Raw genomic sequence first — 22,347 nt, 5'->3', positions numbered from 1 at the left:
CCACAAATCGCCAAGATGACCATAGAAGCCAATGCCGCCCAGTGCATTCCAATGCCAAAAGGATTTCGACATGAACACTCTTCCGTCCGAAAAACTTGAAGAGGTCCTTCGCTGGCGCCACCATCTGCATGCCAACCCCGAACTTGGTTTTCAGGAGATCGAAACGGCGCGGTTCATTGCGCAAAGGCTTGCAGATTGGGGTTATGCCGTTCGCACTGGTTACGGCCGTACGGGCGTTGTCGGAACTCTGACGAAGGGAACCTCCCGAAAGGCATTGGGCATTCGTGCCGATATGGATGCGCTTCCCATCACCGAAGAGACTGGTGCAGCCTATGCCTCCAAGACGGCCGGAGTGATGCACGCCTGTGGCCATGACGGGCACGTGACGGTGGCGCTTGCAGCGGCATGGGAGCTGGCCAGCGAAACCTTTGACGGCACAGTTCACCTCATATTCCAGCCTGCAGAGGAAAACGAAGGCGGTGCCCGCGCTATGGTGGAAGATGGGCTGTTCCGCGATTTCCCCCTGGATATGGTGCTCGGCATGCATAACTGGCCCGCGCTGCCGGTTGGAACGCTGGTGGCCCGTGATGACCAGATGATGGCGGCTTTTGGGATCTTCGAAGTGCAGGTCATCGGTCGTGGTGCCCATGGTGCCATGCCGCACGAGGGAGCCGATCCTGTGCTGGCCGCCTCACAAATCGTCAGCGCGCTGAACACGATTGCGAGCCGCAACGTTTCCCCTATGCAGGCGTCGGTGGTGTCCGTCACCCAGATCCACGGAGGTGACGCGTGGAACGTCATTCCCGAGCGCGTGCTGATCCGTGGCACGACGCGCTGGTTCGATGCGAGCGTCGGGGATACGCTGCAGGCGCGGCTGGAACAGGTTGCCCGGTCCGTGGCTGAAGGTTTCGGATGCCGCGCCGAGATCGACTATCAGCGACGCTACCCCGCCACGATCAACAATCCCGAGGTTGCAGCTATGGTGCGTTCGCAGGCGGCTGCGCTGAACCTGCAAGTCATGGATGCTGCGCCTTCCATGGCTGCGGAAGACTTCGCCTTTATGCTGAACGAAAAGCCCGGCTGCTATTTCTGGCTGGGTGCTGCCCGCACCACGGGTGACAATCCCGGCCTGCACTCTCCGCGCTTCGACTTCAATGATACGATCATTCCCGTCGCTGTCGAAATGTGGCGTTCCACCGCGATAAGTTATCTACGATAGCTGGAATGACGACAGTGCTCGACACCGAAGCTGCTTGTATCCTTAGTCACAGTGAAGTGGACGGGTGTAAACCGCTTATTGAGCTCAGCTGTGATTTCACTCTCGCTTTCCCCATGGACGAACCTGCGATATATCTCGCGAAGCAGCTCCACCTCTTCGGCCGGCCCCCAAGTGAGGATTAAACGGTGTGTCTGAACGCTTTTGTGCTAGCCGCGTAGGAGAATACTGAACCGCCCCGGCTTTGCCGGAGACCGTTTGGTTTAAGTTGTGCGGCCATGGCTGGCGCGTCCAGCATGGCATAGTATCGTTCTTCTGCCTCGGCTGGCGGTATGTTGCCGATAGGCTCCAGAAGGCGTCGGTGGTTAAACCAGTCGACCCATTCGAGCGTGGCGAACTCCACGGCTTCGAAGTTGCGCCATGGTCCTCGCCGATGGATGACCTCGGCCTTGTAAAGACCGTTGATCGTTTCGGCGAGAGCATTGTCGTAACTGTCGCCAACACTTCCGACAGAGGGCTCGATGCCCGCCTCCGCTAGCCGTTCGGAATAGCGAATGGACACATATTGGGCAGATTCAACCGGTCGCCGCAACACCCCCAATTTGGAGGTGTTTATGGTGACGGGAAGACGGAAGTCGGAGCGATCAACGCGGCGCAAATTGTCCTCGCCAGGTCGGCCACCGGTGTGGCAGCGTGAGAACCTGTGCCGGTTCTGGCAAGGAGTGTCGGCAGGTCTGTCGAGTGAAGAAGCAGCCGTCGAAGCTGGGGTTTCCGGCCCTGTCGGTATCCGGTGGTTTCGGAGTTCAGGTGGCATGCCTCCTACACATCTTTCACCTGCAGCGGCGCCACTCACGGGCCGCAACCTGACGTTCCGGGAACGTGAGGAAATTGCTTTGGAATGCGCTCGGGGCAATGGCATTCGTGCCATCGCACGGAAGCTGGGACGCTCGCCCAGCACGATCTCTCGCGAGATCAGGCGCAACTCGGCGACACGCAGCGGAGACTTCGACTATCGGGCCACGACTGCACAATGGCATGCTGATCGAGCCGCACGTCGACCGAAGACAGGAAAGCTGGCAACCAATCCTGCGCTTCGTGACTACGTGCAAGACCGGCTTGCCGGGCTCATAGCCACGCCCGACGGCATCGCCTTCGATGGCCCCGTCGTGGTATGGAAAGGACGGCGTGCTGTTCATCGACAAAGTCGACGCTGGTCCAAAGCCTGGAGCCCTGAACAGATTGCGCGGCGTCTAGTGCTGGATTTCCCTAAGGACCCGACCATGCGCATCAGCCACGAAGCCATCTACCAGGCGCTCTACATTCAGGGCCGGGGTGCCTTGAAGCGGGAACTTTCTGCTTGCCTTCGTTCCGGACGAGCGCTGCGGCTGCCTCGCGAACGTGCTCGTAGCCGTGGCAAATCCTTCCTGACAGATGCGTTGATGATTAGCGATCGCCCGTCCGAGATCGACGAAAGAGCGGTACCCGGCCATTGGGAAGGTGATCTTATTCTTGGGCTCGGCAGCTCAGCGATCGGTACGCTGGTGGAACGAACGACACGGTTCACAATGCTCCTGCACCTCCCACGCATGGAACGTCATGGGATGGACAAGTCTGTCAAAAACGGTCCGGCGCTTGCCGGTCATGGGGCCGAAGCCGTCCGCGACGCGATCGCAGGCACCATCATGGATCTAGCCGCACACCTTCGCAGATCACTCACCTGGGACCAAGGCGCGGAGATGGCTCAGCATCCTCGACTGCGCATCGACACTGGGCTCGATATCTATTTCTGCGACCCTCAAAGCCCATGGCAGCGCGGGAGCAATGAGAATACCAACGGCCTGCTGCGTCAGTACTTTCCAAAAGGGACGGATCTCAGCCAGCATGGCGCCGATGAACTCAGCGCCGTAGCACATGCGCTCAATAGCAGACCACGCAAGACGCTGGGCTGGCGCACACCTGCAGAGGCGCTCGACGGTTTGCTCAAATCAGATATGATCGAGGATGTTGCGGCGACCGGTTGAATCTGCCTTGCGAGCCGCGGTCGGAATGATGAACCAGCCCGCCACGTTTGACGGGCCGCCGATCATGGAGTGCCTGGTCGAGAGCATCGAGGACGAATCCCGCGTGCGCCGTTCGACTGGCCCGCCAGCCAACGATACGGCGGGCGAAGGCATCGATTACAAAGGCCACGTAGACGAAGCCCTGCCAGGTCGCGACATAGGTGAAATCGGAAAGCCAGAGCATGTTTGGCGCGGGAGCCTTGAAGTGGCGGTTGACGCGGTCGAGCGGACACGGGGCAGACTTGTCCGATACGGTGGTTTTGATGGGCTTGCCACGAATGATGCCTTGAAGACCCATCATTCTCATGAGCCTTGCGACGGTGCAGCGAGCGATATCGAAGCCTTCTCGCTGCAACTATCGCCACACTTTCCGCACGCCATAGACCTGGAAGTTCTCGTGGAACACCCGCCGTATCTCGACTTTCATGGCGATATCATTCCGTTCGCGGGCTGATACGCGACCCACGTCCGTGCGCTTGGCGACGACCTCATAATAGGTGGACGGGGCAATCGGCAGCAGCCTGCAGATCAGCTCGACCCCGAGCGCCGAGCGGTGTTCGTCGATGAAGGAAATCATCGCTTCAGTGGGCGGTCGAGCTCCGCCTGAGCAAAATACGCCGAAGCTTTGCGTAAAATCTCATTCGCCTGACGAAGCTCGCGGTTCTCCCGCTCCAGAGCCTTCATCTTCTCCGCCACGTCACTCGGCAAACCTGCACGCTTGCCGCTGTCGACCTCGGCCTTCTTCACCCATTCATGAAGGGTATGCGCCGAGCAACCGATCTTGGCCGCTATCGATGATAACGCCGCCCAGCGGGAGGAATGTTCGGCTTCATGCTCCATCACCATCCGAACGGCGCGGGCACGAACTTCAGGAGAGAATTTGTTCGTCGTCTTGCTTGTCATCGACCCTACTTCTCGCGAGTTGGGGGCTCCGGCAAACCCGGCGCGGTTCAGACGGATGCGAGTGGTCGCCCGATCAGTTTCTTCATAACGGCCTGTCAAATGAGTGATTATACCGGTGCTGCCCCCTTGCCTGATGAACTTCCCAAGGCCAAATGGCTACTGGCCGACCGTGGCTATGATGCCGACTGGTATCGTGACGCGTTACAGGCGAAGGGGATCACTCCCTGCATTCCGGGTCGGAAATCCCGGACCACGACCATCAAATACGACAAACGGCGCAACCGAATAGAGATCATGTTCGGGCGTCTCAAGGACTGGCGGCGTGTCGCTACGCGCTACGACAGGTGCCCAATGGCTTCTCTTTCCGCCATCTCTCTCGCTGCAACCGTTATCTTCTGGCTCTGATCAACGTGTCCTGACCTTAGGTGTAGCAATGGTCATCTTCCTTGCGAGTAACAACTGATTGATATCATTCGCGGGTAGCACTTCACCTTTAACCCACCCCCCTTACATGATTTTGGGTCGTAATATACCTCTACCATGAATTGCCTCTCCCATGGGGTGGGTTCAATAACGAAGTGCCATATCCCTTTCCTCTTGGGTGACGCTTCCGCCACTTTCTGTGGGGCCTGCGTCAGCGGCGAACCAGTATCGGGCCATAGAACAGGCTGAAGCCGGCGAAGCTGAGCGCCCAGGCGAGGCCGGAGCCTGCCACCAGCAGCGTGAAATGGTCCGCATCGAAGGCGGCGAGGATGCGGCAGGCGGTGGCGAGCATCAGCAGCAGGAAGAGAAGGCGCGAGCGGCGGTCCATCACCAGCCGATGGCCGGTATGGCCAAGCGAGGCGCGCATCATGACCGACAGCGCCATGGTGCCGATGGCGCCGGCGCCGACCGCGTGCAGGCCGGCGGCCGCGGGCACGGCATCGGCAAACAGGCTCGAGAGGCCCGCCAGCACGAAGCCGAGCGGGATGAAGAGATAGGAGACATGCAGCACCAGCACCAGTGGTTCGCGAAGCGTCCGCTCGCCGGCCCAGCGCGTCAGCCGCACGGCCTGCCCCACGCCGGCAGCCAGCATGAGGAGACCACCGAGGCGGGATTCCGGAGCGGCCGTCCATGCCGACAGCGCGAGAACGGCCATTCCCATGGAGGTGGCATCGAAGCGGTTGAAGGCTGTGGGCATCCGGCCGGGTTCTTCCCGCGCCAGCCAGTTGCGGGTGAAGCTCGGAATGATCCGTCCGCCGATGATCATGATCAGCGTTACACTGGCGGCGATGGCCAGACGACGGGCGAGATCGGTCGTGCCGGTCGTCAAGGCCTCGATGTGAAACAGCAGATTGGCGGCAAACAGGGTCACCACCGGCACCAGCACCTTCAGATTGCGCCAGTTGCGCCCGGCGGTGATCTCGCGGCCGATCACGAGGCTGACGGCAAGCAGGAAGGTGCCATCGATGATCGCCGCCGGCACCGCGCCGATGATGCCCGAGCAGAGCACTGCCAGCCGTCCGGCGCACCACAGCGCCGTCAGCCGGGCAAGCGGCCGGCCACGCACCGGCAACCGGCCGGTCCAGTTTGGCACGGCTGTCAGCAGGAAACCGGTGGTGATGGCGGCCATGAAGCCGAAGAGCATTTCATGGATGTGCCAGTCGACGGGCTGAAAGCCGCTGGGCAAGGCAATCTCCCCCCACAAAAGCGGCAGCCACAGAAGCATGGAGATGGCGGCATAGAGTGCGCCGAGCAGGAAGAAGGGCCGGAAGCCATAGGAGAGGATGGCAGGCCCCTGATGGGGGCGGGAGGCGGAATTGGCCATGGTGGTTCTCCGGACAAGGCCTGGTCAAGACAGGCACTCAGGATATGTTGAAGAGGCACTCGAGGCGCAGGCAAAGCGTCCGTTGCGCGTCGGGGACACGCCCAAACACAGCGCACGGGCGGCACGCGTCAGGCGGCAGCCCGGGCGCCTCAACCGGGGCGGTGGCTCTTCAGGCGGGCGGGATCCGTGTCGATGCGCCCCGCGCCGATCAGATCAAGGCAATAGGGAATGGCGGGAAAGACGGCATCGAGGCAGAGCGCGATGGAGGCCGGCCGGCCCGGCAGGTTGACGATCAGCGTCTTGCCGCGCGTGCCGGCGGTCTGGCGCGACAGGATCGCGGTCGCCACCTGTTCAAGGCTCCTGCGCCGCATCAGCTCGCCAAAGCCGGGCAGTTCCCGCTCCAGGATGTCGGTCATGGCCTCCGGCGTCTCGTCGCGGGGCGCAGGCCCCGTGCCCCCGGTGGTGAGGATCAGGTCCACCTGCGCTTCATCGCAGAGGCGGATCAGCGTGTCGCGCACTCTCTCCCGGCCGTCGGGAATGACCTCGCGGATGAGCGTGTAGTCGCCCACCACGACCGACTTCAGCCATGCCGCGATGGCCGGCCCGCCGAGATCCTCGTATTCCCCGCGGCTGGCGCGGTCGGAAATCGTCACGATGGCAATCTGCATGTCTCAGCCTCCGAGATAGGACATGGGGCGGGCGATCCCCGCCACCCCGCTTGAACTGATGCGAAACGCATGCCCCTTCGGCTTGCGCGAGACCGCATCGAGAATACGCGCCGCCAGCACCTGATCGGATCCGCCCGACCGCAGCACGTCGCGCAGGCCGACCGAGCCCTCCTCCCCCATGCAGGTGAAGAGTTCGCCTGTGGCACTGACGCGAAGCCGGGTGCAGCCCGCGCAGAAATCGCAGGAGAGCGGCGTGATGAAGCCGAGCCTTCCACCCGTCTCCGCCACCCGCATGTAGCGCGCCGGCCCGCCGGTGCGATCCGGCAGCGGCGTCATGGTCCAGCGCCTGGAGAGACGCTGTCTGAGATCGGTGAGCGAGAGATGGCTCGCCCGGCGGTCGTGGGAGACGTCACCCAGCGGCATTTCCTCGATCAGCGTCAGGTCCATGCCCTGCCCGTGTGCGAAGCGGATCAGGTCGTCGACCTCCGTTTCAAATCCGCCCTGCATGGCAACGGCGTTGATCTTGATCTTCAGCCCGGCAGAAAGGGCAGCCTCGATGCCTGCCAGCACCTTCTCGATCCGCCCCCGGCGGGTGATTGCCGCATAGCGCGCACCATCCCGCGTATCGAGCGAAACGTTGACGCGCCGCACACCCGCCGCAAACAGCGCGGCGGCATGGCGGGAAAGCTGCGTGCCATTGGTTGTGAGCGTCACTTCATCGAGATCGCCGGTGCGCAGATGCGGCGCAAGCAGGCCGAACAGCGCCATGATGTTCCTGCGCGCCAGCGGCTCGCCGCCCGTCACGCGGATCTTCCGCACGCCGTGGCGCAGGAAGATGAGGCAGAGACGGTAAAGCTCCTCGAAGCTCAGCACCTCGTTGCGGGGGAGGAAGGTCATATCCTCGGCCATGCAATAGGTGCAGCGCAGGTCGCAGCGGTCCGTCACCGACAGCCGCAGGTAATCGGCGGTGCGGCCGAAGCGATCTCTGAGGGCAGGCGCGGAAGAGACCATGTCACATCCCTCCCCTTGCGCCGAGAAGATTCATCCCTTCAATCTCGGCATCGGCGGCCAGCAGGCCGATATACTGGGATACCGATCTGGACCAGGCCGCAGCCTCCAGCCAGCCGGCAATCGTCTCGCGTACACTCTCGAAAGGCAGTTGCTGCGCCTCGATCCTGCGGTCGAGACGGATGATGTGGAAGCCGTAGCGACTCTCCACCGGTGTCGCCACAGTCTCGCCGGGGCAAAGCCCCCTCAGTGCCACCTCGAATTCCGGCACGGTGCTGCCGGGCGACAGCTGGCCGAGATTGCCGCCATGCGGGGCGGAGGGGCAGGCGGAGAACTCGGCCGCGAGCGAGGCAAAGGCCTGCGGCCGCTGGCGCAGCATGGCGATCAGCCCTTCCGCCGTTTCGCGCGCCGTCTGGCGGGCTTTGTGGTCGGAGGGATCGGCCGCGACCAGGATATGGCGGGCCTCCCACATCGGTTCGCAGGTGAAGCGCTGCCGGTTGTTGTCGAAGTAGCGGCGGCACTCCTCGTCCGTTGCGGTCGGGGCGCGGGTCTCCTGCTCGATGACGGCGCGGATCGCCGCATCTTCGTCCGTCTCGCGCCGGCCTTCATCATCCAGGACAGGTGTTGCGGACACGTGCAGCTCGGCCGCGCGCGACAGAAGCAGCTGGCGAATGACCAGCGCGCGGGCCGCCTGCGCCAGCGCCTCGCCCGGGTTCTCCGAGGGATGGTTCTGTGTTTCGGCCAGGATCAGGTGTTCGGCAATTTCCACGCCGTTCACGCGGATGCGTCTGAACAGCGGCTGCGCCTTGGGCGGCACCGTCGTGTCAGGCTCCTGATAGCCGCTGTAGCTCTCCTGCGCGGCATTGGCAGGCACATTGCCATGCACATGATCGGAGGCGTGACCGTGGCCGCAGCCGTGATCATGGGCGGGCGCCTTCGGTTTCAGGCGATCGAGCAGATTGACCATGATGTTTACTCCGCCGCCACGCGGTTTGCCCGCGATCCATCACCCCGCTGGCGCACCACCTGATAGCCGGGCCGCCAGATATAGCGCACCGGCGCGCTCAGCATGTGCACGAGGCGCGTGAAGGGGAAGAGAAGCAGGATGGTGAGGCCCAGGAAGAGGTGCAGCTTGAAGACCAGGGGCACGTCGGCGACGTGGCTGGCGGCTGCCGGATCGAATGTGAAGATGCCTTGCGCCCAACTCATGAACTTCACCATTTCATGCCCGTCGATATGGGCGATCGAGACCGGAATCGTGGAAAGCCCGAGAAACAGCTGACACCACAACAGAATGATGATCAGCCTATCCGAATTGCTGGATTGGGTGCGGACACGGGCATCGAAAAGACGCCGATGCACCAGAAGCGTAGCCCCCACGATGGCCGCCGTTCCGGCAACACCGCCCGCCACCACTGCGAGCGTTTGCTTGGCCTGGTGGGTCACGCCGAGAAAGTCCCAGACCGCAATCGGCGTCAGCAGGCCGACAAAGTGGCCGAGAAAGATCATCAGCACACCGAGATGAAACAGCACGGAGCCCCACATCAACTGCTTGCGCCGCAAGAGCTGGCTGGAACCGGAGCGCCACGAATAAGGCTCGCGGTCGTAACGGATGATCGAACCCACCACCAGCACGGACAGCGCGATATAGGGGTAGATGCCATAGAGAAGCGTGTTCAGAAAATCGCTCATCGAAGCCTCCTCAGTTCGGGGTTGCGCTGTGGGCTGCGGGGCGTCGTTGCGCTGCACGCACCTGCATGCGCAGGCGGTCGGGGCCGCAAGCCCCCTCCCCTGCATTGCCGCCGAAGGTCACGGCCTCTTCCTCCCAGATGCGATCCAGCGCTTCCAGATCGTCGGGGTCATCTTCCTCCGCCAAAAGCAGAGCAGAAAGCAGGGCTGCGTCCGGTTCGCTGCGGGTTAGCAGGGAAAGTGCGGCAAAGGCATTGGCGTAAACCGAAGGGCGCTTTTTCAATCGGGCACCGATGGCCGCCACGATATGTGCCGTTTGAGCCAGCAGTTCATGCGCCTCTTCAGAGGGCAGCACGGAGAGGAATTCGAGAAACAGCGGCAGATAATCCGGCATTTCCCGGGCATCGATCTCGAAGCCGCGGCCTTCATACATGGTCTTGAGGTCCACCATGGCTTGCCCACGATCCCGGCCTTCGCCATGTACATGTTCGAACAGGTGCAGGGAAAGCGAGCGGCTGCGGTCGAACAGATGAACATAGCGCTCCTGCGCTTCCAGCAGGTCCAGTCTGGCGAGATCATCGATCAGGCGGCTGAACAATAGGCGGACGGGCTCCGCCACGTCGCGGCGGGCCAGTGCCGCTTTCAGCTCCGGCAAAGCGGCCATCAGGTCTTGATCAGGATAGGAAAGCAAAAGCGACGCAATTTTGAAGGCGATGTCCATCAGACCTGCTCCTTGAAGATGTCCGTGGGTGTCTGGACGAGTTTCTTGCGCTTGGCACCGAAGATGTCGGTTTCCGACGTGCCGCCGGAGCAGCCATTGCCGAAGGAAAAGCCGCAGGAGCCGCGCACGTCATAGGCATCTTCCGATACCTCGCGATGCGTGGTGGGGATGACGAAGCGATCCTCATAATTGGCGATCGCCATGATGCGGTACATCTCTTCGATCATCGCACCGGTCATGCCGACGCGTGCGGCGACCACCTCGTCAATCATGCCATCGATGGTCTTGGCGCGCATGTAGCGGCGCATGGCAAGCATGCGTTCCAGTGCGGAAATAACCGGTTCTTCCTTGCCTGCTGTCAACAGGTTGGCGAGGTAGCGGACGGGGATGCGCAGCGAGCGCACATCCGGGATTTCGCCATCCATGCCGAGCTTGCCCGCCTGGGCTGCGGCCTGCAGCGGCGAAAGCGGCGGGATGTACCAGACCATCGGCATGGTGCGATATTCCGGGTGCAGCGGAAATGCCACCTTCCATTCCATCGCCATCTTGTAGACCGGCGAATGTTTGGCCGCCTCCAGCCACGCTTCCGGCACGCCATCGCGACGCGCCTGCGCGATGATCTTGGGATCATTGGGGTCGAGGAAAAGCTTCAGTTGCTCCTCGTAGAGATCCTTTTCATTGGTGGTAGAGGCGGCTTCCGCAATCCGGTCGGCATCGTAAAGCATGACGCCGAGATAGCGGATGCGCCCGACGCAGGTTTCCGAGCAGACTGTCGGCTGGCCGGCTTCGATGCGGGGATAGCAGAAGATGCACTTTTCCGATTTGCCGGAATTCCAGTTGTAATAGATCTTCTTGTAGGGGCAGCCGGAAATGCACATGCGCCAGCCGCGGCATTTTTCCTGATCGATCAGGACGATACCGTCATCCTCGCGCTTGTAGATGGCACCCGAAGGACAGGCCGCCACGCAGGTTGGGTTGAGGCAGTGCTCGCACAGCCTCGGCAGATACATCATGAAGGTGTTTTCGAACTGGCCGTAAATCTCTTTCTCGACGCCTTCGAAATTGGCGTCGCGGGAACGCTTGGCGAATTCGCCGCCCAGGATTTCCTCCCAGTTCGGCCCCCATTCGATCTTCTCCATCCGCTCGCCGGTCAGCTTGGAGCGCGGGCGCGCCGTTGGCATGGTGCGGCTTTCGGGAGCGGCTTGAAGGTGGCCGTAATCGTAATCGAAGGGCTCATAATAGTCGTCTATTTCCGGCAGGTCCGGGTTGGCAAAGATCTTTGCCAACACCCGCCATTTCGGCCCCATCTTCGGCTCGATCTTGCCGTTCTTCTTGCGAACCCAGCCGCCATTCCAGCGCTTCTGGTTTTCCCAATCCTTGGGGTAGCCAATGCCGGGCTTCGTTTCGACATTGTTGAACCAGGCGTATTCCACGCCTTCACGGTTGGTCCAGACATTCTTGCAGGTGACAGAGCAGGTGTGGCACCCGATGCATTTATCGAGGTTCAGCACCATGCCGATTTGTGCGCGAATTTTCATTCTGCCGCCTCCTTTGCTGCGGGCGTGGATTGGGTCATCGGCTCGTCCATCCAGTCAACTTGCGCCAGGCGGCGCACCACGACGAATTCGTCACGATTGGCACCAACCGTGCCGTAATAATTAAAGCCGTAGGATTGCTGGGCGTAACCGCCGATCATGTGAGTGGGCTTGGTGATGACGCGGGTGACGGAGTTATGGATCCCGCCGCGCTGGCCCGTGATGGGTGAGCCGGGCGTGTTCACGATCTTCTCCTGCGCGTGATACATGAAGATCGTGCCATCCTTCATGCGCTGGGAGACGACCGCGCGGGCCACAAGCGCCCCGTTGGCGTTGTAGACCTCGACCCAGTCGTTGTCGGCGATGCCGGCGCGTCCCGCATCCGTCTCGGAAATCCAGACGACAGGTCCGCCGCGGTTCAGCGTCAGCATCAAGAGGTTGTCGGTATAGGTGGAGTGGATGCCCCATTTCTGGTGCGGGGTAATGAAATTCAGCACCAGATGCGACTGGCCATCCGCCTTGTCGACAATGGCGGGTATCACCGTCTTGGTATCGATCGGCGGGCGGTAGACGCAGAAACCTTCACCGAAGGCGCGCATCCACAGGTGATCCTGATAGAGCTGCTGGCGGCCTGTCAGGGTGCGCCAGGGTATCAGCTCATGCACATTGGTATAGCCCGCATTGTAGCAGACCTTTTCCGATTCCAGCCCGGACCAGGTGGGTGAGGAAATGATCTTGCGCGGCTGGGCCACCACATCGCGGAAGCGGATCTTCTCGTCTTCCTTGGGCAGCGCCAGATGGGTGTGGTCGCGACCGGTGAATTTCGACAGCGCCTCCCAGGCCTTGACCGCCACCTCGCCATTGGTTTCTGGCGCAAGCGACAGGATCACCTCCGTCGCATCAATGTCTGTCTCGATCTTCGGCCGACCCTGCGTCGGGCCACTGTTTTCGACGACACCGTTCAGGCGGCCAAGAAGCTCAACTTCATGCTCGGTGTTCCAGGAAATGCCCTTGCCGCCATTGCCAAGCTTGTCCATCAACGGCCCCAGGGCCGTGAACCGCTTGTCGAGATTCGGATAGTCGCGCTCGACGACGGTCACCATCGGCATGGTTTTGCCGGGGATCGGGTCAATATCGCCGGTCTTCCAGTCCTTCACATCGAAGGGCTGCGCCAGCTCGCCGGGCGTGTCGTGCAGGGTGGGCACCAGCACCACATCTTTCTCGACCCCCAGAACCTCCGGCGCGATTTTCGAGAAGCTGCGGGCAATGCCCTTGAAGATTTCCCAGTCGCTGCGTGCTTCCCAGGCGGGGTCGGTCGCACCCGTCAGCGGGTGGATGAAGGGGTGCATGTCCGAGGTGTTGAGGTCGTTCTTCTCGTACCAGGTGGCCGTTGGCAGAACGATGTCGGAATAGACGCATGTGGTGGACATGCGGAAGTCGAGCGTCACCAGCAGGTCCAGCTTTCCTTCCGGCGCCTTTTCGTGCCACACGGCCTCCTTCGACTGCTGGCGGCCTTCCTCCCCCAAATCCTTGCCGAGCACGCCGTGCGAGGTGCCAAGCAGATGGCGAAGAAAATATTCATGGCCCTTGCCGGAGGAACCGAGCAGGTTGGAGCGCCAGACGAACATGTTGCGCGGCCAGTTGGCCTCATGGTCCGGGTCTTCGCAGGAAAGCGAAAGCTTACCTGTCTTCAGCCCCTCAGCCACGTAATCCTTGGCATCCTGGCCAGCGGCCGCAGCATCACGCGCCACCTGAAGCGGGTTGGTTTTCAGCTGCGGCGCAGAGGGAAGCCAGCCCATGCGCTCAGCCCGAATATTGTAATCGATCAGCGACGCATCCCACGGCCCGTCCGGTGCGGTGGGCGAAAGGATCTCGTTCACCTTCAGCGTTTCATAGCGCCATTGGTCGGTATGGGCGTAGAAGAAGGAGGTGGAGTTCATGTGGCGCGGCGGGCGGTTCCAGTCGAGTGCAAAGGCAAGCGCCGTCCAGCCGGTTTGCGGGCGCAGCTTTTCCTGCCCCACATAATGGCTCCAGCCACCGCCCGACTGACCGATACAGCCGCACATCGCCAGCATGTTGATGATGCCGCGATAGTTCATATCCATGTGGTACCAGTGGTTCAGACCGGCACCCAGGATGACCATGGAACGTCCCTGCGTCTTTTCCGCATTGGTGGCGAATTCGCGGGCCACGGCAATGATCTGGGCACGCGGCACGCCAGTGATCTTTTCCGCCCAGGCGGGTGTATAGGGCAGCATTTCATCATAGGACGAGACAGAGTTTTCATCGCCCAGGCCGCGCTCCAGCCCGTAATTGGCGACGAACAGATCGAAGACCGTGGCGACCAGCGCCTCACCCTCCACAAGCGCGATTTTGCGCGCCGGAACCTTGCGCACGAGAACGCTCGGGTGATCCGTGCCCTCGAAGAAATCATGCTCCTTGTTGCCGAAATAGGGGAAGGCAACATTGGCAATTTCATCGTGAGCGCCTTCACCCAGGAAACTCATGGCGAGATCGGTCGTCTGACCCTTGCCATCCTTGGTTTCCAGGTTCCACTTGCCCGCCTCACCCCAGCGGAAGCCAATGGAACCCGCAGGTGCGACATAGCTTTCCGACGCGGCATCGTAAGCCACCGTCTTCCATTCGGGATTGTTGGCTTCGTCAAGCGTGCCGTCGAAATCGCTGGCGCGCAGGAAGCGGTCGGGGATCAGCTTGCCGTCCTTCTCGACCAGCTTCACCAGCATGGGCATGTCGGTATAGCGACGACAGTAATCCTCGAAATAGGCCACCTGCCGGTCGAGATGGTATTCGCGCAGGATCACATGGCCGAGCGCCATGGCGAGTGCCGCATCCGTGCCCTGCTTGGGGTGCAGCCAGAGATCGGCAAATTTCGCGGCTTCCGAATAATCGGGTGAAACGACAACGGATTTCGCGCCCTTGTAGCGTACCTCGGTGTAGAAATGCGCATCCGGCGTGCGGGTCTGCGGCACGTTGGAGCCCCAGAGCATCAGGAAACCTGCATTATACCAGTCGGCGGATTCCGGCACATCGGTCTGCTCGCCCCAGGTCTGCGGCGAAGCGGGCGGCAGGTCGCAATACCAATCGTAGAAGGACATGCACACGCCGCCGAGCAGCGAGAGATAGCGGGAGCCCGCCGCATAGGACACCATGGACATGGCCGGGATCGGCGAGAAGCCGATCAGGCGATCCGGCCCCCAGGTTTTCGCCGTATAGGCATTGGCGGCGGCGATGATCTCGTTCACCTCATCCCAGGTGGCACGCACGAAGCCGCCCAGGCCACGCTGCCGGGTATATTCAGCGCGCTTTGACGGGTCTTCCTGAATGGCGGCCCAGGCGCCGACCGACGTTTTCACCGCCCGCTCCTTGCGCCACAGCTTCAGCAGGCGCGCACGGATGAGCGGATATTTCACGCGGTTTGCGGAATACATGTACCAGCTGTAGCTCGCACCGCGGGCGCAGCCGCGCGGCTCGTGGTTCGGCAGGTCGGGCCGTGTGCGGGGATAATCGGTCTGCTGGGTTTCCCAGGTGACGATGCCGCCCTTGACGTAGATTTTCCACGAACAGGAGCCTGTGCAGTTCACGCCATGGGTCGAGCGCACGATCTTGTCGTGCTGCCAGCGCTTGCGGTAGGCGTCCTCCCACTCGCGGCTTTCATTGGTGGTGACGCCATGCCCCTCGGCAAATGTGCCGACGTTTTTTCGGGCGAGGAAATTCAGTCTATCCAGAAGATGACTCATGGAGGTGATCCTTTCTTATCTGGATGCCGCAGCCGTGGCTTTTGGCGCGTGCTCGATGTCGTGCAGCAGGCCGCCGCGCCGACAATAGAAGCCCCAGGTGATGGCAAGGCAGGTGATGTAGAAGATGAGGAAAGCCCAGAGTGCCGCTTCCGGTCCGCCGGTCAGCGCAATGGAACTCCCGTAGCTCTTCGGCACGAAGAAGGCACCGAAGGCGGCCATGGCGGAGATGAAGCCGGTGATGGCCGCCGATTCCTTTTCGGCCTGGACACGGCGCACTTCTGGTGTCGCATTCGGCATCAGGCGGCCCATTTCCTTCGCCATGATCACCGGCACCATCTGGAAGGTGGAGGCATTGCCAACGCCGGATGCGAGGAAGAGCAGCAGGAAGGCGGCAAAGAAGCCAGCAAATGCATGCGGTTCCTGACGGATACCGATGAAGTAGAGCACGCCGGAAACGCCGATCATCATCAGCACGAACGCCCAGAAGGTGACGCGCGCTCCGCCAAAACGATCCGCCAGCCAGCCGGTTGCCGAGCGCGAGAGCGCGCCGACCAGCGGCCCGAGGAAGGCGTATTGCAAAGCATTCACATCGGGAAACAGCGTCTTGCTGAGCAGCGGGAAGCCTGCGGAGTAGCCGATGAAGGAGCCGAAAGTGCCCGTATAGAGCCAGCACATCAGCCAGTTATGCTTGCGCTGGAAGATGACGGCCTGTTCCGAGAAGGATGCCCTGGCAGAGGCAATGTCGTTCATGCCGAACCAGTTGCCGAGCGCCGAGAGCACGATGAAGGGCACGAAGAAGAAGCCCGCATTCTGCAGCCAGAGCGGCACCGGACCGGCTGGCGTCTGTGTCATGGCCGCGTCGCCACCGAAGCTTCCGAAAATACCGGCGGTGATGACCAGCGGCACGGCAAACTGCACGACGCTGACGCCCAGATTGCCAAGCCCGGAATTCAGGGCCAGCGCATTGCCCTTTTCCGCCTTCGGGAAGAAGAAGGAGATATTGGCAACCGAGGATGCGAAGTTGCCGCCGCCGAAGCCGCACAGCAGGGCCAGCATCAACATGACGACATAGGGCGTCTCGGGGTTCTGCACGGCATAGCCGATGCCGAGCGCCGGGATGATCAGCGACCAGGTGGTGAGCGTCGTCCATAGCCTGCCGCCGAACACCGGCACCATGAAGGAATAGAAGATGCGTAGCGTTGCCCCCGAAAGCCCGGGCAGTGCGGCCAGCCAGAACAGCTGATCGGTCGTATACTGGAAGCCCACCAGCGGCAGCTTTGCGACGACGACCGACCAGACCTGCCAGATGGCAAAGGAGAGCAGCAGGGAAGGAATGGAAAGCCAGAGATTACGCCGGGCAATCTTGCGGCCCGTCTGCTGCCAGAAGCCCTTGTCTTCCGGCCGCCAATCGGTGAGCACCGCGCCAGAAGGTTTCTTGACCACAGCGGGCTCCAGACCTTGCAGTTCCGGGAAAGCGGGCAGTTTTTCCAGCGCAGCGCCAGTCGCTTCCCGCTCCATCTGCCGGATGGCGAGATGCATCCAGGTGAGCGAGCCAAGCGCGATGAGGAACAGCAGCATGAAGCAGCTGGTCCACAGCCCGGTCAGATCGAGCAGCACACCGAAAACGATGGGCAGGATAAAGCCGCCCAGACCGCCGATCATGCCAACCAGGCCGCCGACCGAACCGACATGTTGCGGATAATAGACCGGGATGTGCTTGAAGACGGCGGCCTTGCCCATGGCCATGAAAAAACCAAGGACGAAAATCGCCACCGTGAAGCCCACGACACCCATTTCCGCATGGAAGCTGATCGGCCCGTTGACGCCGTGGATCACGTAATCCGTCGCGGGATAGGACAGGACGAAGGTTGCGGCGACCGAGACGAGGAAGGTCCAGTACATGACCCGGCGTGCGCCATAGACATCTGCAAGATGGCCGCCATAGGCACGAAACAGGCTGGCTGGCACCGAGAAACAGGCGGCAATGACACCGGCAAGACGAATATCGACGCCGTAAACCTTGGTCAGATATTGCGGCAGCCAGAGTGCCAGCGCGACGAAGGCCCCAAACGAGAAGAAGTAGTAGAGCGAGAAGCGCCAGACCTGCACATTCTTCAAAGGCTCCAGCTCGAGCCAGGAGCCTTTGGGCTTCTCGCCCGAACGGCGGCGCGCCACGAGAACGGGGTCATCCTTCGTCGTGACGAAAAGGAGGATGGCGGTGAACGCGAGCACGCTCGCCCAGATTTCGGCAACCGTCTGCCAGCCGAAGGCGACCATGACCAGCGGCGCGAAGAACTTCGTCACCGCCGAGCCGACATTGCCCGCACCAAAAATGCCGAGCGCCATGCCCTGCCTTTCCGGCGGATACCAGCGCGAGACATAGGCGACGCCCACGGCAAAGGAGGAGCCGGCAATGCCGACGCCGAGTGCTGCCAGCAGCATCTGCGGATAGGTGTTGGCGAAGGTGAGAAGAAAAGTTGCGGCAGAGGCCGCCAGCATGGTGGCGACGAACATCAGCCGTCCGCCGAACCGGTCGGTCCAGATGCCGAGCACGACCCGCAGCAGCGAGCCGGTGAGGATCGGTGTGCCGACCAGCAGGCCGAACTGCGTTTCAGAAAGGTTGAGATCCTTGCGGATCTGGATGCCGATGATGGCGAAGATGGTCCACACGGCAAAGCAGACCGTGAACGCCACCGTGCTTGAGGCCAGTGCCCGGTGCTGCGCCGGGCCGCTCACTGCGTCAGAAGCATGCATTGGATGAAGCCCCTTGTCCCTGAAAAGAAAGCCATTGCTTTCGTTGCGGAGGAGCTTGCTACGGGGAGAGGTCAATCCCGCTTGATTTACATCAACTCTCACCTGCCCGTTTTGAGAAACAAGAAGGCAGCGCCGCAACCGCAAGGGCGGGCTGGGCAGAGATCAGGCACCAGCCGGATATCGGGACAGGGCGGCATGACATTGATCAAGCCGTGACGTGAAAATCCTCAAGGAGGAGGACAGGATGCGATCCTCGGAACTGCCCCAGGTCAAGGCGCTCGGCCTGTTCGAGACCATGAGCGAGCAGAGCTTCGAGCGTCTGATGCAGGCGGCCTATCTGCAGACCTTTCCGGCGCATCTGACCCTGATCCACGAAGGCGACACCGCGGATTTTCTCTATGTGCTGGTGGAGGGGGCGGTGGAACTGTATGCCGCCGCCAACGGGCGGGAGGAAACCATGGCCGTGGTGCGCCCGGTGGAAACCTTCATCCTGGCGGCCGTGCTGAAGGATGCGGTCTATCTGATGGCGGCCCGGACCATCGCGCGCTCGCGGATCCTGCTGGTGTCGGCTGCGGATGTGCGGCTGGCTTTCGAGGAAGACGCGGCTTTTGCCCGTGCCATCGTTTCGGAACTTGCCACGCGGTATCGCGGGGTGGTGAAGGAGCACAAGAACATCAAGCTGCGCTCCTCGGTGGAGAGGCTTGCCAATCGCCTGATCCGCTACGAGGCCGAACAGGGCGGCCATGGCGTGCTGGAACTGCCCTATGAGAAACGGATTCTCGCCTCGCTTCTGGGCATGACGCCGGAGAACCTCTCGCGCGCATTCCGCACCCTGAAGCCCTATGGCGTGAGCGTGAATGGCTCCAGCGTAGTGCTCAATGATCTGAAGGCGCTGGCGGTGATCGCCAAGCCCAATCTGCTCATTGATGGGTAATGAGACCTGTGCGCGGATAAATGTAGACGTATGGAATCATTGATGATTCAACACCTTTGTCGAATGATGGAGGTTTGCAATGAGCCGTCGCCGTATTGGTCAGGAAGCGTTCGGGTTACCGACAGACGACGCTCTTGAACGGATTCGAACCAGCGACCCTATTGGCATTGGTGGGCTATGAAACTGCCAACGAGTTACGGAAAAACACCAATTGCTAATCAGCGCACGTGCCGAGGATCGTCGACATCAGCTTGATGTGGGCGTCAATCCGCTCCAGCACTCTATCGGGGAGAACAGCTCGTTCAGGCAGAGACCACCAAGACTGGTTGACGCGCTCCACCGTCTCCGTAACAGCCTTCAGCACAGCAGCTTCCGGCAGTCGCGCACGATGAGCGAAGACTTTCCATCGCTGGGCGTTCATTGCCTTGAACGGCCTTTCACCGGCCAGCGACAATGCCATGGCGTCCGACGGAATGTAAGGGACAGTCGAGAGCACATCATAGACCGGGGCAAGTGTCGGCTTGTCGCCCTTACCATGATAAATCAACGACCAATTCTTGAGGTGCATGTCGCCATTTCCTGTCAGCACAGCCAAAGCCAGTCGTCGCACGAACTCAAGGGCTGCTGCTGGAGAAACGGCGACCCCAATAGCCACAGCGATATCATGATAGGCAGCACCCTCATATTTTCGAGACGGATAGACGCCAAATACCTGAGCGAAATCTTCGATATGGACGCGCTCACCACCGGCAACGCGATCGAAACGTTTGACGAGGAGGACTTTGCCGTCGGACAATGTCTCAAACTCCTCCGGGATACCCTCGAACTGCGATTGTTCCACAAGCTCGCGTTCCGGCACGTCCATACCAATCGCTTCGGCCAATGCGAGATTTGCAAATTCGTTTTCCGAGACCCCGGGAAATGATGTCGATGGAAACTTGGCGATATATGAACCCTGCTCGTCGCCTAAGGGGATCGTTAAACCGCCGCCCTTGCCTGTGTTTTTGATGACGGAAAGTTTGATCTGCACGCCGGCGAGCGAAAACCGAGCCTTCGGTCTGGGGGGTGTCAAACCCTTATTACGAACAACGCTGCCTTCGCTCGGCACAATTCGGACAGCCCCTGGCAGATCCGATCCAAGAGCTGCAAGCAGGTCGAAATCATTCCCTGCACGCACGCTACCTGAATGGTGCTTCTCCATCGCCTCGCGCAGTTTATCCTCTGGAAGAAGGTTCGCAAAGAACGGTGGTAAAGCCTTAGCGACAGGCTTCGGGTCCTTCCGCAAACCTCCATGTGCCGCGCGAAAAGACAGACTGAGCACTGGGAAACCACCCGTCTGTCGATAGCTCTCCTCAAAGCTGAACGCGTTGAAGTCTCCCGGCGTCCTCACGATCATGCCGACCTTCAGGTCATTCAGCAACACGTCCAGTGAGGTTATAGATCTTGGATCAAGAGGCGGATCAGACATTGCCATCACCATCGGGACTGGCGACGAAAGCAGGAAGGTCATCTTCGGTGCCACCTGGCCGCAGCAAAGCTTCAACCGCCGGGACGATGGCCTGCGGGATGAGCATCAGTTCCAGACCAAGCGCACGACCGATGTTGATCAGTGTGGTCGTACGAGCAGCGCTGGCTCCAGCCTCAATCTCGCGGTAACGCGGACGCGACAGACCCGCCATATCTGCAACCTGCTCCTGAGTGAGGCCCAAAGTCTTGCGCGACGTCTTGAGCAGCCGCCCTATCTCCTGAAGAGCCTCAGAATCCGACCTCATACGATACCTTAACGCTTCATCTTTCCCATTATGATATGTTTACGTATCTCATCGTATCTACCCATGTCAAACTAAATGCCGCTAATAGGGATCATAGGAGACAAAAAGATCTTCTTACAGATCACTTTTGTCTCCTTTACTGGTAGGCACCGAAACTGGAAGCACACCCGCAATACACGCTTCTTTAAATGTCCGCTCCTACCCGCCCGCGCTCGGCACTGGTGCCGAGAGAACGGAATAAGAGCATGACAAAACAGGATCTTTCAACTCATCACTTTCAACGAAAAATCTCGGATTTCTGCGAGGTACGCATCGCGCCAATCGCCTCACAGCGAGTTCTGGAAAGCATTCGGCCCTATCTCGTTGGTCTTGTCATTCACCGCCGGCCACCACCGATCGTTAATGGCCGTATGGATTGGACGGCTATTGGCGAGGCATGCGGGATCGAAAACCAGATGACAGGCGATTTGAAGAAGGCGCTCCGTCCGGGACTGGACGCGATTATCCGCTGGCTCGGCGGGCCGCCTGCCGCCGACGACATACAGCCGGTGAAAACACGCACGAAATCGCGCAATACCGTTCGGCGCGAGGTGGAAACTGCGACGCGTTCCAGACCGCGACAGATCCTCTCCGACAAGACCCCGGCTACCTCGTCATCAGTGCCGAGGGGACCACAACCGAAACCAATCAGCCCATTCCCTGAGCCATTGTTTGAGGCGACCGATGATCCGGCGAGATTTAACGATGCGCTCGTTTATCACATGCGCCGGTTCGGCGAGAGCTACTGGCAACTCTACCGCGCCCTCGTTCGCCTGGGCGAGACTTTCGATGACAAGACTCTGCTGTCGTGGGTTCAGGGCGAGCGCGTGCCGCGATCTCTGACGAGCTTCGAGATCCTGTCCCGCATCGAGCGGCGTTACCAATTGGCACAGGGGTATTTCAAAGCGAAGCTGCCGCACCAATCCCGCTCCCTATACGGCCATGATATGGGCGACATCAGCGCGGCCGAGCGGCGACGACTTGCATGGCATCTTCCGGACAATTTCAGCAGCTTGCCGTTCTCCAAGCGGGAAGAAATCCTCGAATGGGTGCGCCGGGTCATCATCTCGGGCTCAACCGACTATCGTCGCTACCAGGCGGCGGCCACCAAACAGCGTTATGCAATTCGATTTCCAGGGATCACCTATGGCGGAGGCACCCTGTCTCCACGACCCCAAGTGAACTCGGACAGCACGAGCCACAATCCCGAGGCCTTTGAAGATCCTGATCTCCTGTCCGGCGTCGTCGATGCGCCGCCGCGGTTGGCTATGGAGATGGCCGATCTGATCCGCTTCAAGACATCGACGCTGACCGCAATCGGCTTCCAACGAAATGGAGTTTGGGGAGAGGAAACCGCATCCCAGAAGGTCGAGCATCTCGGCCTCATGTTCGGTGCACTCGCGGCCTCACCCGCCAGCGTCGTCAAAGGGCGCGGTGTGCCGCTCAGCAAACTAACCTTTGGCTGGCCTGCTGCCGGTTTTTC

14 protein-coding genes, 4 pseudogenes and 1 other annotated feature are annotated in these 22,347 nt (G+C 60.9%); of the genes and pseudogenes, 5 read left to right on the top strand and 13 right to left on the bottom strand.

The window, feature by feature from the left end; translation table 11 throughout:
* The first annotated feature begins 70 nt into the window (after positions 1-70).
* Complete coding sequence (locus tag FNA46_RS15000; RefSeq protein ID WP_143126020.1) at positions 71-1,219, top strand: M20 aminoacylase family protein; 1,149 nt, start codon at positions 71-73, stop codon at positions 1,217-1,219.
* A gap of 178 nt (positions 1,220-1,397) precedes the next feature.
* Here the strand turns inward: FNA46_RS15000 and FNA46_RS14990 are convergent.
* Positions 1,398-1,787: pseudogene (locus FNA46_RS14990) on the bottom strand (integrase core domain-containing protein); the annotation flags it as partial.
* 43 nt (positions 1,788-1,830) lie between these two features.
* Here FNA46_RS14990 and FNA46_RS14985 point away from each other — a divergent pair.
* Positions 1,831-3,237 carry an IS30 family transposase gene (locus FNA46_RS14985; RefSeq protein ID WP_210245887.1) on the top strand — a complete coding sequence of 469 codons (1,407 nt, stop codon included), beginning with the start codon at positions 1,831-1,833 and terminating at the stop codon, positions 3,235-3,237.
* A gap of 7 nt (positions 3,238-3,244) precedes the next feature.
* On the opposite strand, the pseudogene FNA46_RS14980 reads toward FNA46_RS14985, so the two are convergent.
* Positions 3,245-4,179, bottom strand: a pseudogene (locus FNA46_RS14980) (IS3 family transposase); the annotation flags it as partial.
* Positions 3,779-3,895, bottom strand: a sequence feature (AL1L pseudoknot). Its footprint overlaps the pseudogene before it by 117 nt.
* Positions 4,180-4,227: 48 nt before the next feature.
* Here FNA46_RS14980 and FNA46_RS14975 point away from each other — a divergent pair.
* Positions 4,228-4,584: pseudogene (locus FNA46_RS14975) on the top strand (IS5 family transposase); the annotation flags it as partial.
* A 229-nt stretch (positions 4,585-4,813) separates the two neighbouring features.
* Here FNA46_RS14975 and FNA46_RS14970 read toward each other — a convergent pair.
* The 9 genes from FNA46_RS14970 to FNA46_RS14930 form a co-directional block, all read right to left on the bottom strand.
* A complete protein-coding gene (locus FNA46_RS14970; RefSeq protein WP_143126018.1) occupies positions 4,814-5,986 on the bottom strand; it encodes an NnrS family protein in 1,173 nt (390 codons plus the stop codon).
* Between the two features lie 149 nt (positions 5,987-6,135).
* Positions 6,136-6,654, bottom strand: coding sequence for a molybdopterin adenylyltransferase (gene mog, locus FNA46_RS14965; protein ID WP_143126017.1), 519 nt, complete (start codon positions 6,652-6,654; stop codon positions 6,136-6,138).
* 3 nt (positions 6,655-6,657) lie between these two features.
* The gene (gene moaA / locus FNA46_RS14960) at positions 6,658-7,665 is read right to left on the bottom strand and encodes a GTP 3',8-cyclase MoaA (RefSeq protein WP_143126016.1); all 1,008 of its coding nucleotides are present in this window, start codon (positions 7,663-7,665) and stop codon (positions 6,658-6,660) included.
* Position 7,666: 1 nt separating this feature from the next.
* A complete protein-coding gene (locus tag FNA46_RS14955) occupies positions 7,667-8,629 on the bottom strand; it encodes a peptidylprolyl isomerase (RefSeq protein ID WP_143126015.1) in 963 nt (320 codons plus the stop codon).
* Positions 8,630-8,634: 5 nt separating this feature from the next.
* On the bottom strand, positions 8,635-9,354 hold the full coding sequence (narI, locus tag FNA46_RS14950; RefSeq protein ID WP_143126014.1) for a respiratory nitrate reductase subunit gamma: 720 nt from the start codon (positions 9,352-9,354) through the stop codon (positions 8,635-8,637).
* 10 nt (positions 9,355-9,364) lie between these two features.
* A complete protein-coding gene (narJ, locus tag FNA46_RS14945) occupies positions 9,365-10,072 on the bottom strand; it encodes a nitrate reductase molybdenum cofactor assembly chaperone (RefSeq protein WP_143126013.1) in 708 nt (235 codons plus the stop codon).
* The gene (narH, locus tag FNA46_RS14940; protein WP_143126012.1) at positions 10,072-11,610 is read right to left on the bottom strand and encodes a nitrate reductase subunit beta; all 1,539 of its coding nucleotides are present in this window, start codon (positions 11,608-11,610) and stop codon (positions 10,072-10,074) included. The genes narJ and narH overlap by 1 nt, the downstream gene beginning before the upstream one ends.
* Positions 11,607-15,365 carry a nitrate reductase subunit alpha gene (locus tag FNA46_RS14935; protein WP_143126011.1) on the bottom strand — a complete coding sequence of 1,253 codons (3,759 nt, stop codon included), beginning with the start codon at positions 15,363-15,365 and terminating at the stop codon, positions 11,607-11,609. The genes narH and FNA46_RS14935 overlap by 4 nt, the downstream gene beginning before the upstream one ends.
* 15 nt (positions 15,366-15,380) lie before the next feature.
* Positions 15,381-18,119: a nitrate/nitrite transporter gene (locus tag FNA46_RS14930; RefSeq protein WP_143126010.1), complete on the bottom strand. Its 2,739-nt coding sequence runs from the start codon at positions 18,117-18,119 to the stop codon at positions 15,381-15,383.
* Positions 18,120-18,363: 244 nt separating this feature from the next.
* Between FNA46_RS14930 and FNA46_RS14925 the strand changes: the two genes are divergently transcribed.
* Positions 18,364-19,053, top strand: coding sequence for a cyclic nucleotide-binding domain-containing protein (locus FNA46_RS14925; protein WP_143126009.1), 690 nt, complete (start codon positions 18,364-18,366; stop codon positions 19,051-19,053).
* A gap of 214 nt (positions 19,054-19,267) precedes the next feature.
* Here FNA46_RS14925 and FNA46_RS14920 read toward each other — a convergent pair whose 3' ends face one another.
* Both FNA46_RS14920 and FNA46_RS14915 read right to left on the bottom strand, forming a co-directional pair.
* Complete coding sequence (locus tag FNA46_RS14920; protein WP_143126034.1) at positions 19,268-20,521, bottom strand: type II toxin-antitoxin system HipA family toxin; 1,254 nt, start codon at positions 20,519-20,521, stop codon at positions 19,268-19,270.
* Complete coding sequence (locus FNA46_RS14915; RefSeq protein WP_143126008.1) at positions 20,514-20,825, bottom strand: helix-turn-helix domain-containing protein; 312 nt, start codon at positions 20,823-20,825, stop codon at positions 20,514-20,516. Before FNA46_RS14915 ends, FNA46_RS14920 begins: the two co-directional genes overlap by 8 nt.
* 245 nt (positions 20,826-21,070) lie before the next feature.
* Between FNA46_RS14915 and FNA46_RS14910 the strand changes: the two are divergent.
* A pseudogene (locus tag FNA46_RS14910) lies at positions 21,071-22,347 on the top strand (hypothetical protein); the annotation flags it as partial.

Origin of the sequence: Affinirhizobium straminoryzae (assembly GCF_007004135.1) — a bacterium.
Taxonomy (GTDB): Bacteria; Pseudomonadota; Alphaproteobacteria; order Rhizobiales; family Rhizobiaceae; genus Neorhizobium; species Neorhizobium straminoryzae.
Note: the sequence above shows the minus strand (reverse complement) of the source record. Positions and strands in the feature narration are given on the sequence as shown.

What these genes read in the sequence shown, in the direction of transcription:
- FNA46_RS15000 (WP_143126020.1), top strand. Translation starts at nt 71, where the DNA reads ATGAACACTCTTCCGTCCGAAAAACTTGAAGAGGTCCTTCGCTGGCGC.
- FNA46_RS14985 (WP_210245887.1), top strand. Translation starts at nt 1,831, where the DNA reads ATGGTGACGGGAAGACGGAAGTCGGAGCGATCAACGCGGCGCAAATTG.
- FNA46_RS14970 (WP_143126018.1), bottom strand. Translation starts at nt 5,986, where the DNA reads ATGGCCAATTCCGCCTCCCGCCCCCATCAGGGGCCTGCCATCCTCTCC.
- mog (WP_143126017.1), bottom strand. Translation starts at nt 6,654, where the DNA reads ATGCAGATTGCCATCGTGACGATTTCCGACCGCGCCAGCCGCGGGGAA.
- moaA (WP_143126016.1), bottom strand. Translation starts at nt 7,665, where the DNA reads ATGGTCTCTTCCGCGCCTGCCCTCAGAGATCGCTTCGGCCGCACCGCC.
- FNA46_RS14955 (WP_143126015.1), bottom strand. Translation starts at nt 8,629, where the DNA reads ATGGTCAATCTGCTCGATCGCCTGAAACCGAAGGCGCCCGCCCATGAT.
- narI (WP_143126014.1), bottom strand. Translation starts at nt 9,354, where the DNA reads ATGAGCGATTTTCTGAACACGCTTCTCTATGGCATCTACCCCTATATC.
- narJ (WP_143126013.1), bottom strand. Translation starts at nt 10,072, where the DNA reads ATGGACATCGCCTTCAAAATTGCGTCGCTTTTGCTTTCCTATCCTGAT.
- narH (WP_143126012.1), bottom strand. Translation starts at nt 11,610, where the DNA reads ATGAAAATTCGCGCACAAATCGGCATGGTGCTGAACCTCGATAAATGC.
- FNA46_RS14935 (WP_143126011.1), bottom strand. Translation starts at nt 15,365, where the DNA reads ATGAGTCATCTTCTGGATAGACTGAATTTCCTCGCCCGAAAAAACGTC.
- FNA46_RS14930 (WP_143126010.1), bottom strand. Translation starts at nt 18,119, where the DNA reads ATGCATGCTTCTGACGCAGTGAGCGGCCCGGCGCAGCACCGGGCACTG.
- FNA46_RS14925 (WP_143126009.1), top strand. Translation starts at nt 18,364, where the DNA reads ATGCGATCCTCGGAACTGCCCCAGGTCAAGGCGCTCGGCCTGTTCGAG.
- FNA46_RS14920 (WP_143126034.1), bottom strand. Translation starts at nt 20,521, where the DNA reads ATGTCTGATCCGCCTCTTGATCCAAGATCTATAACCTCACTGGACGTG.
- FNA46_RS14915 (WP_143126008.1), bottom strand. Translation starts at nt 20,825, where the DNA reads ATGAGGTCGGATTCTGAGGCTCTTCAGGAGATAGGGCGGCTGCTCAAG.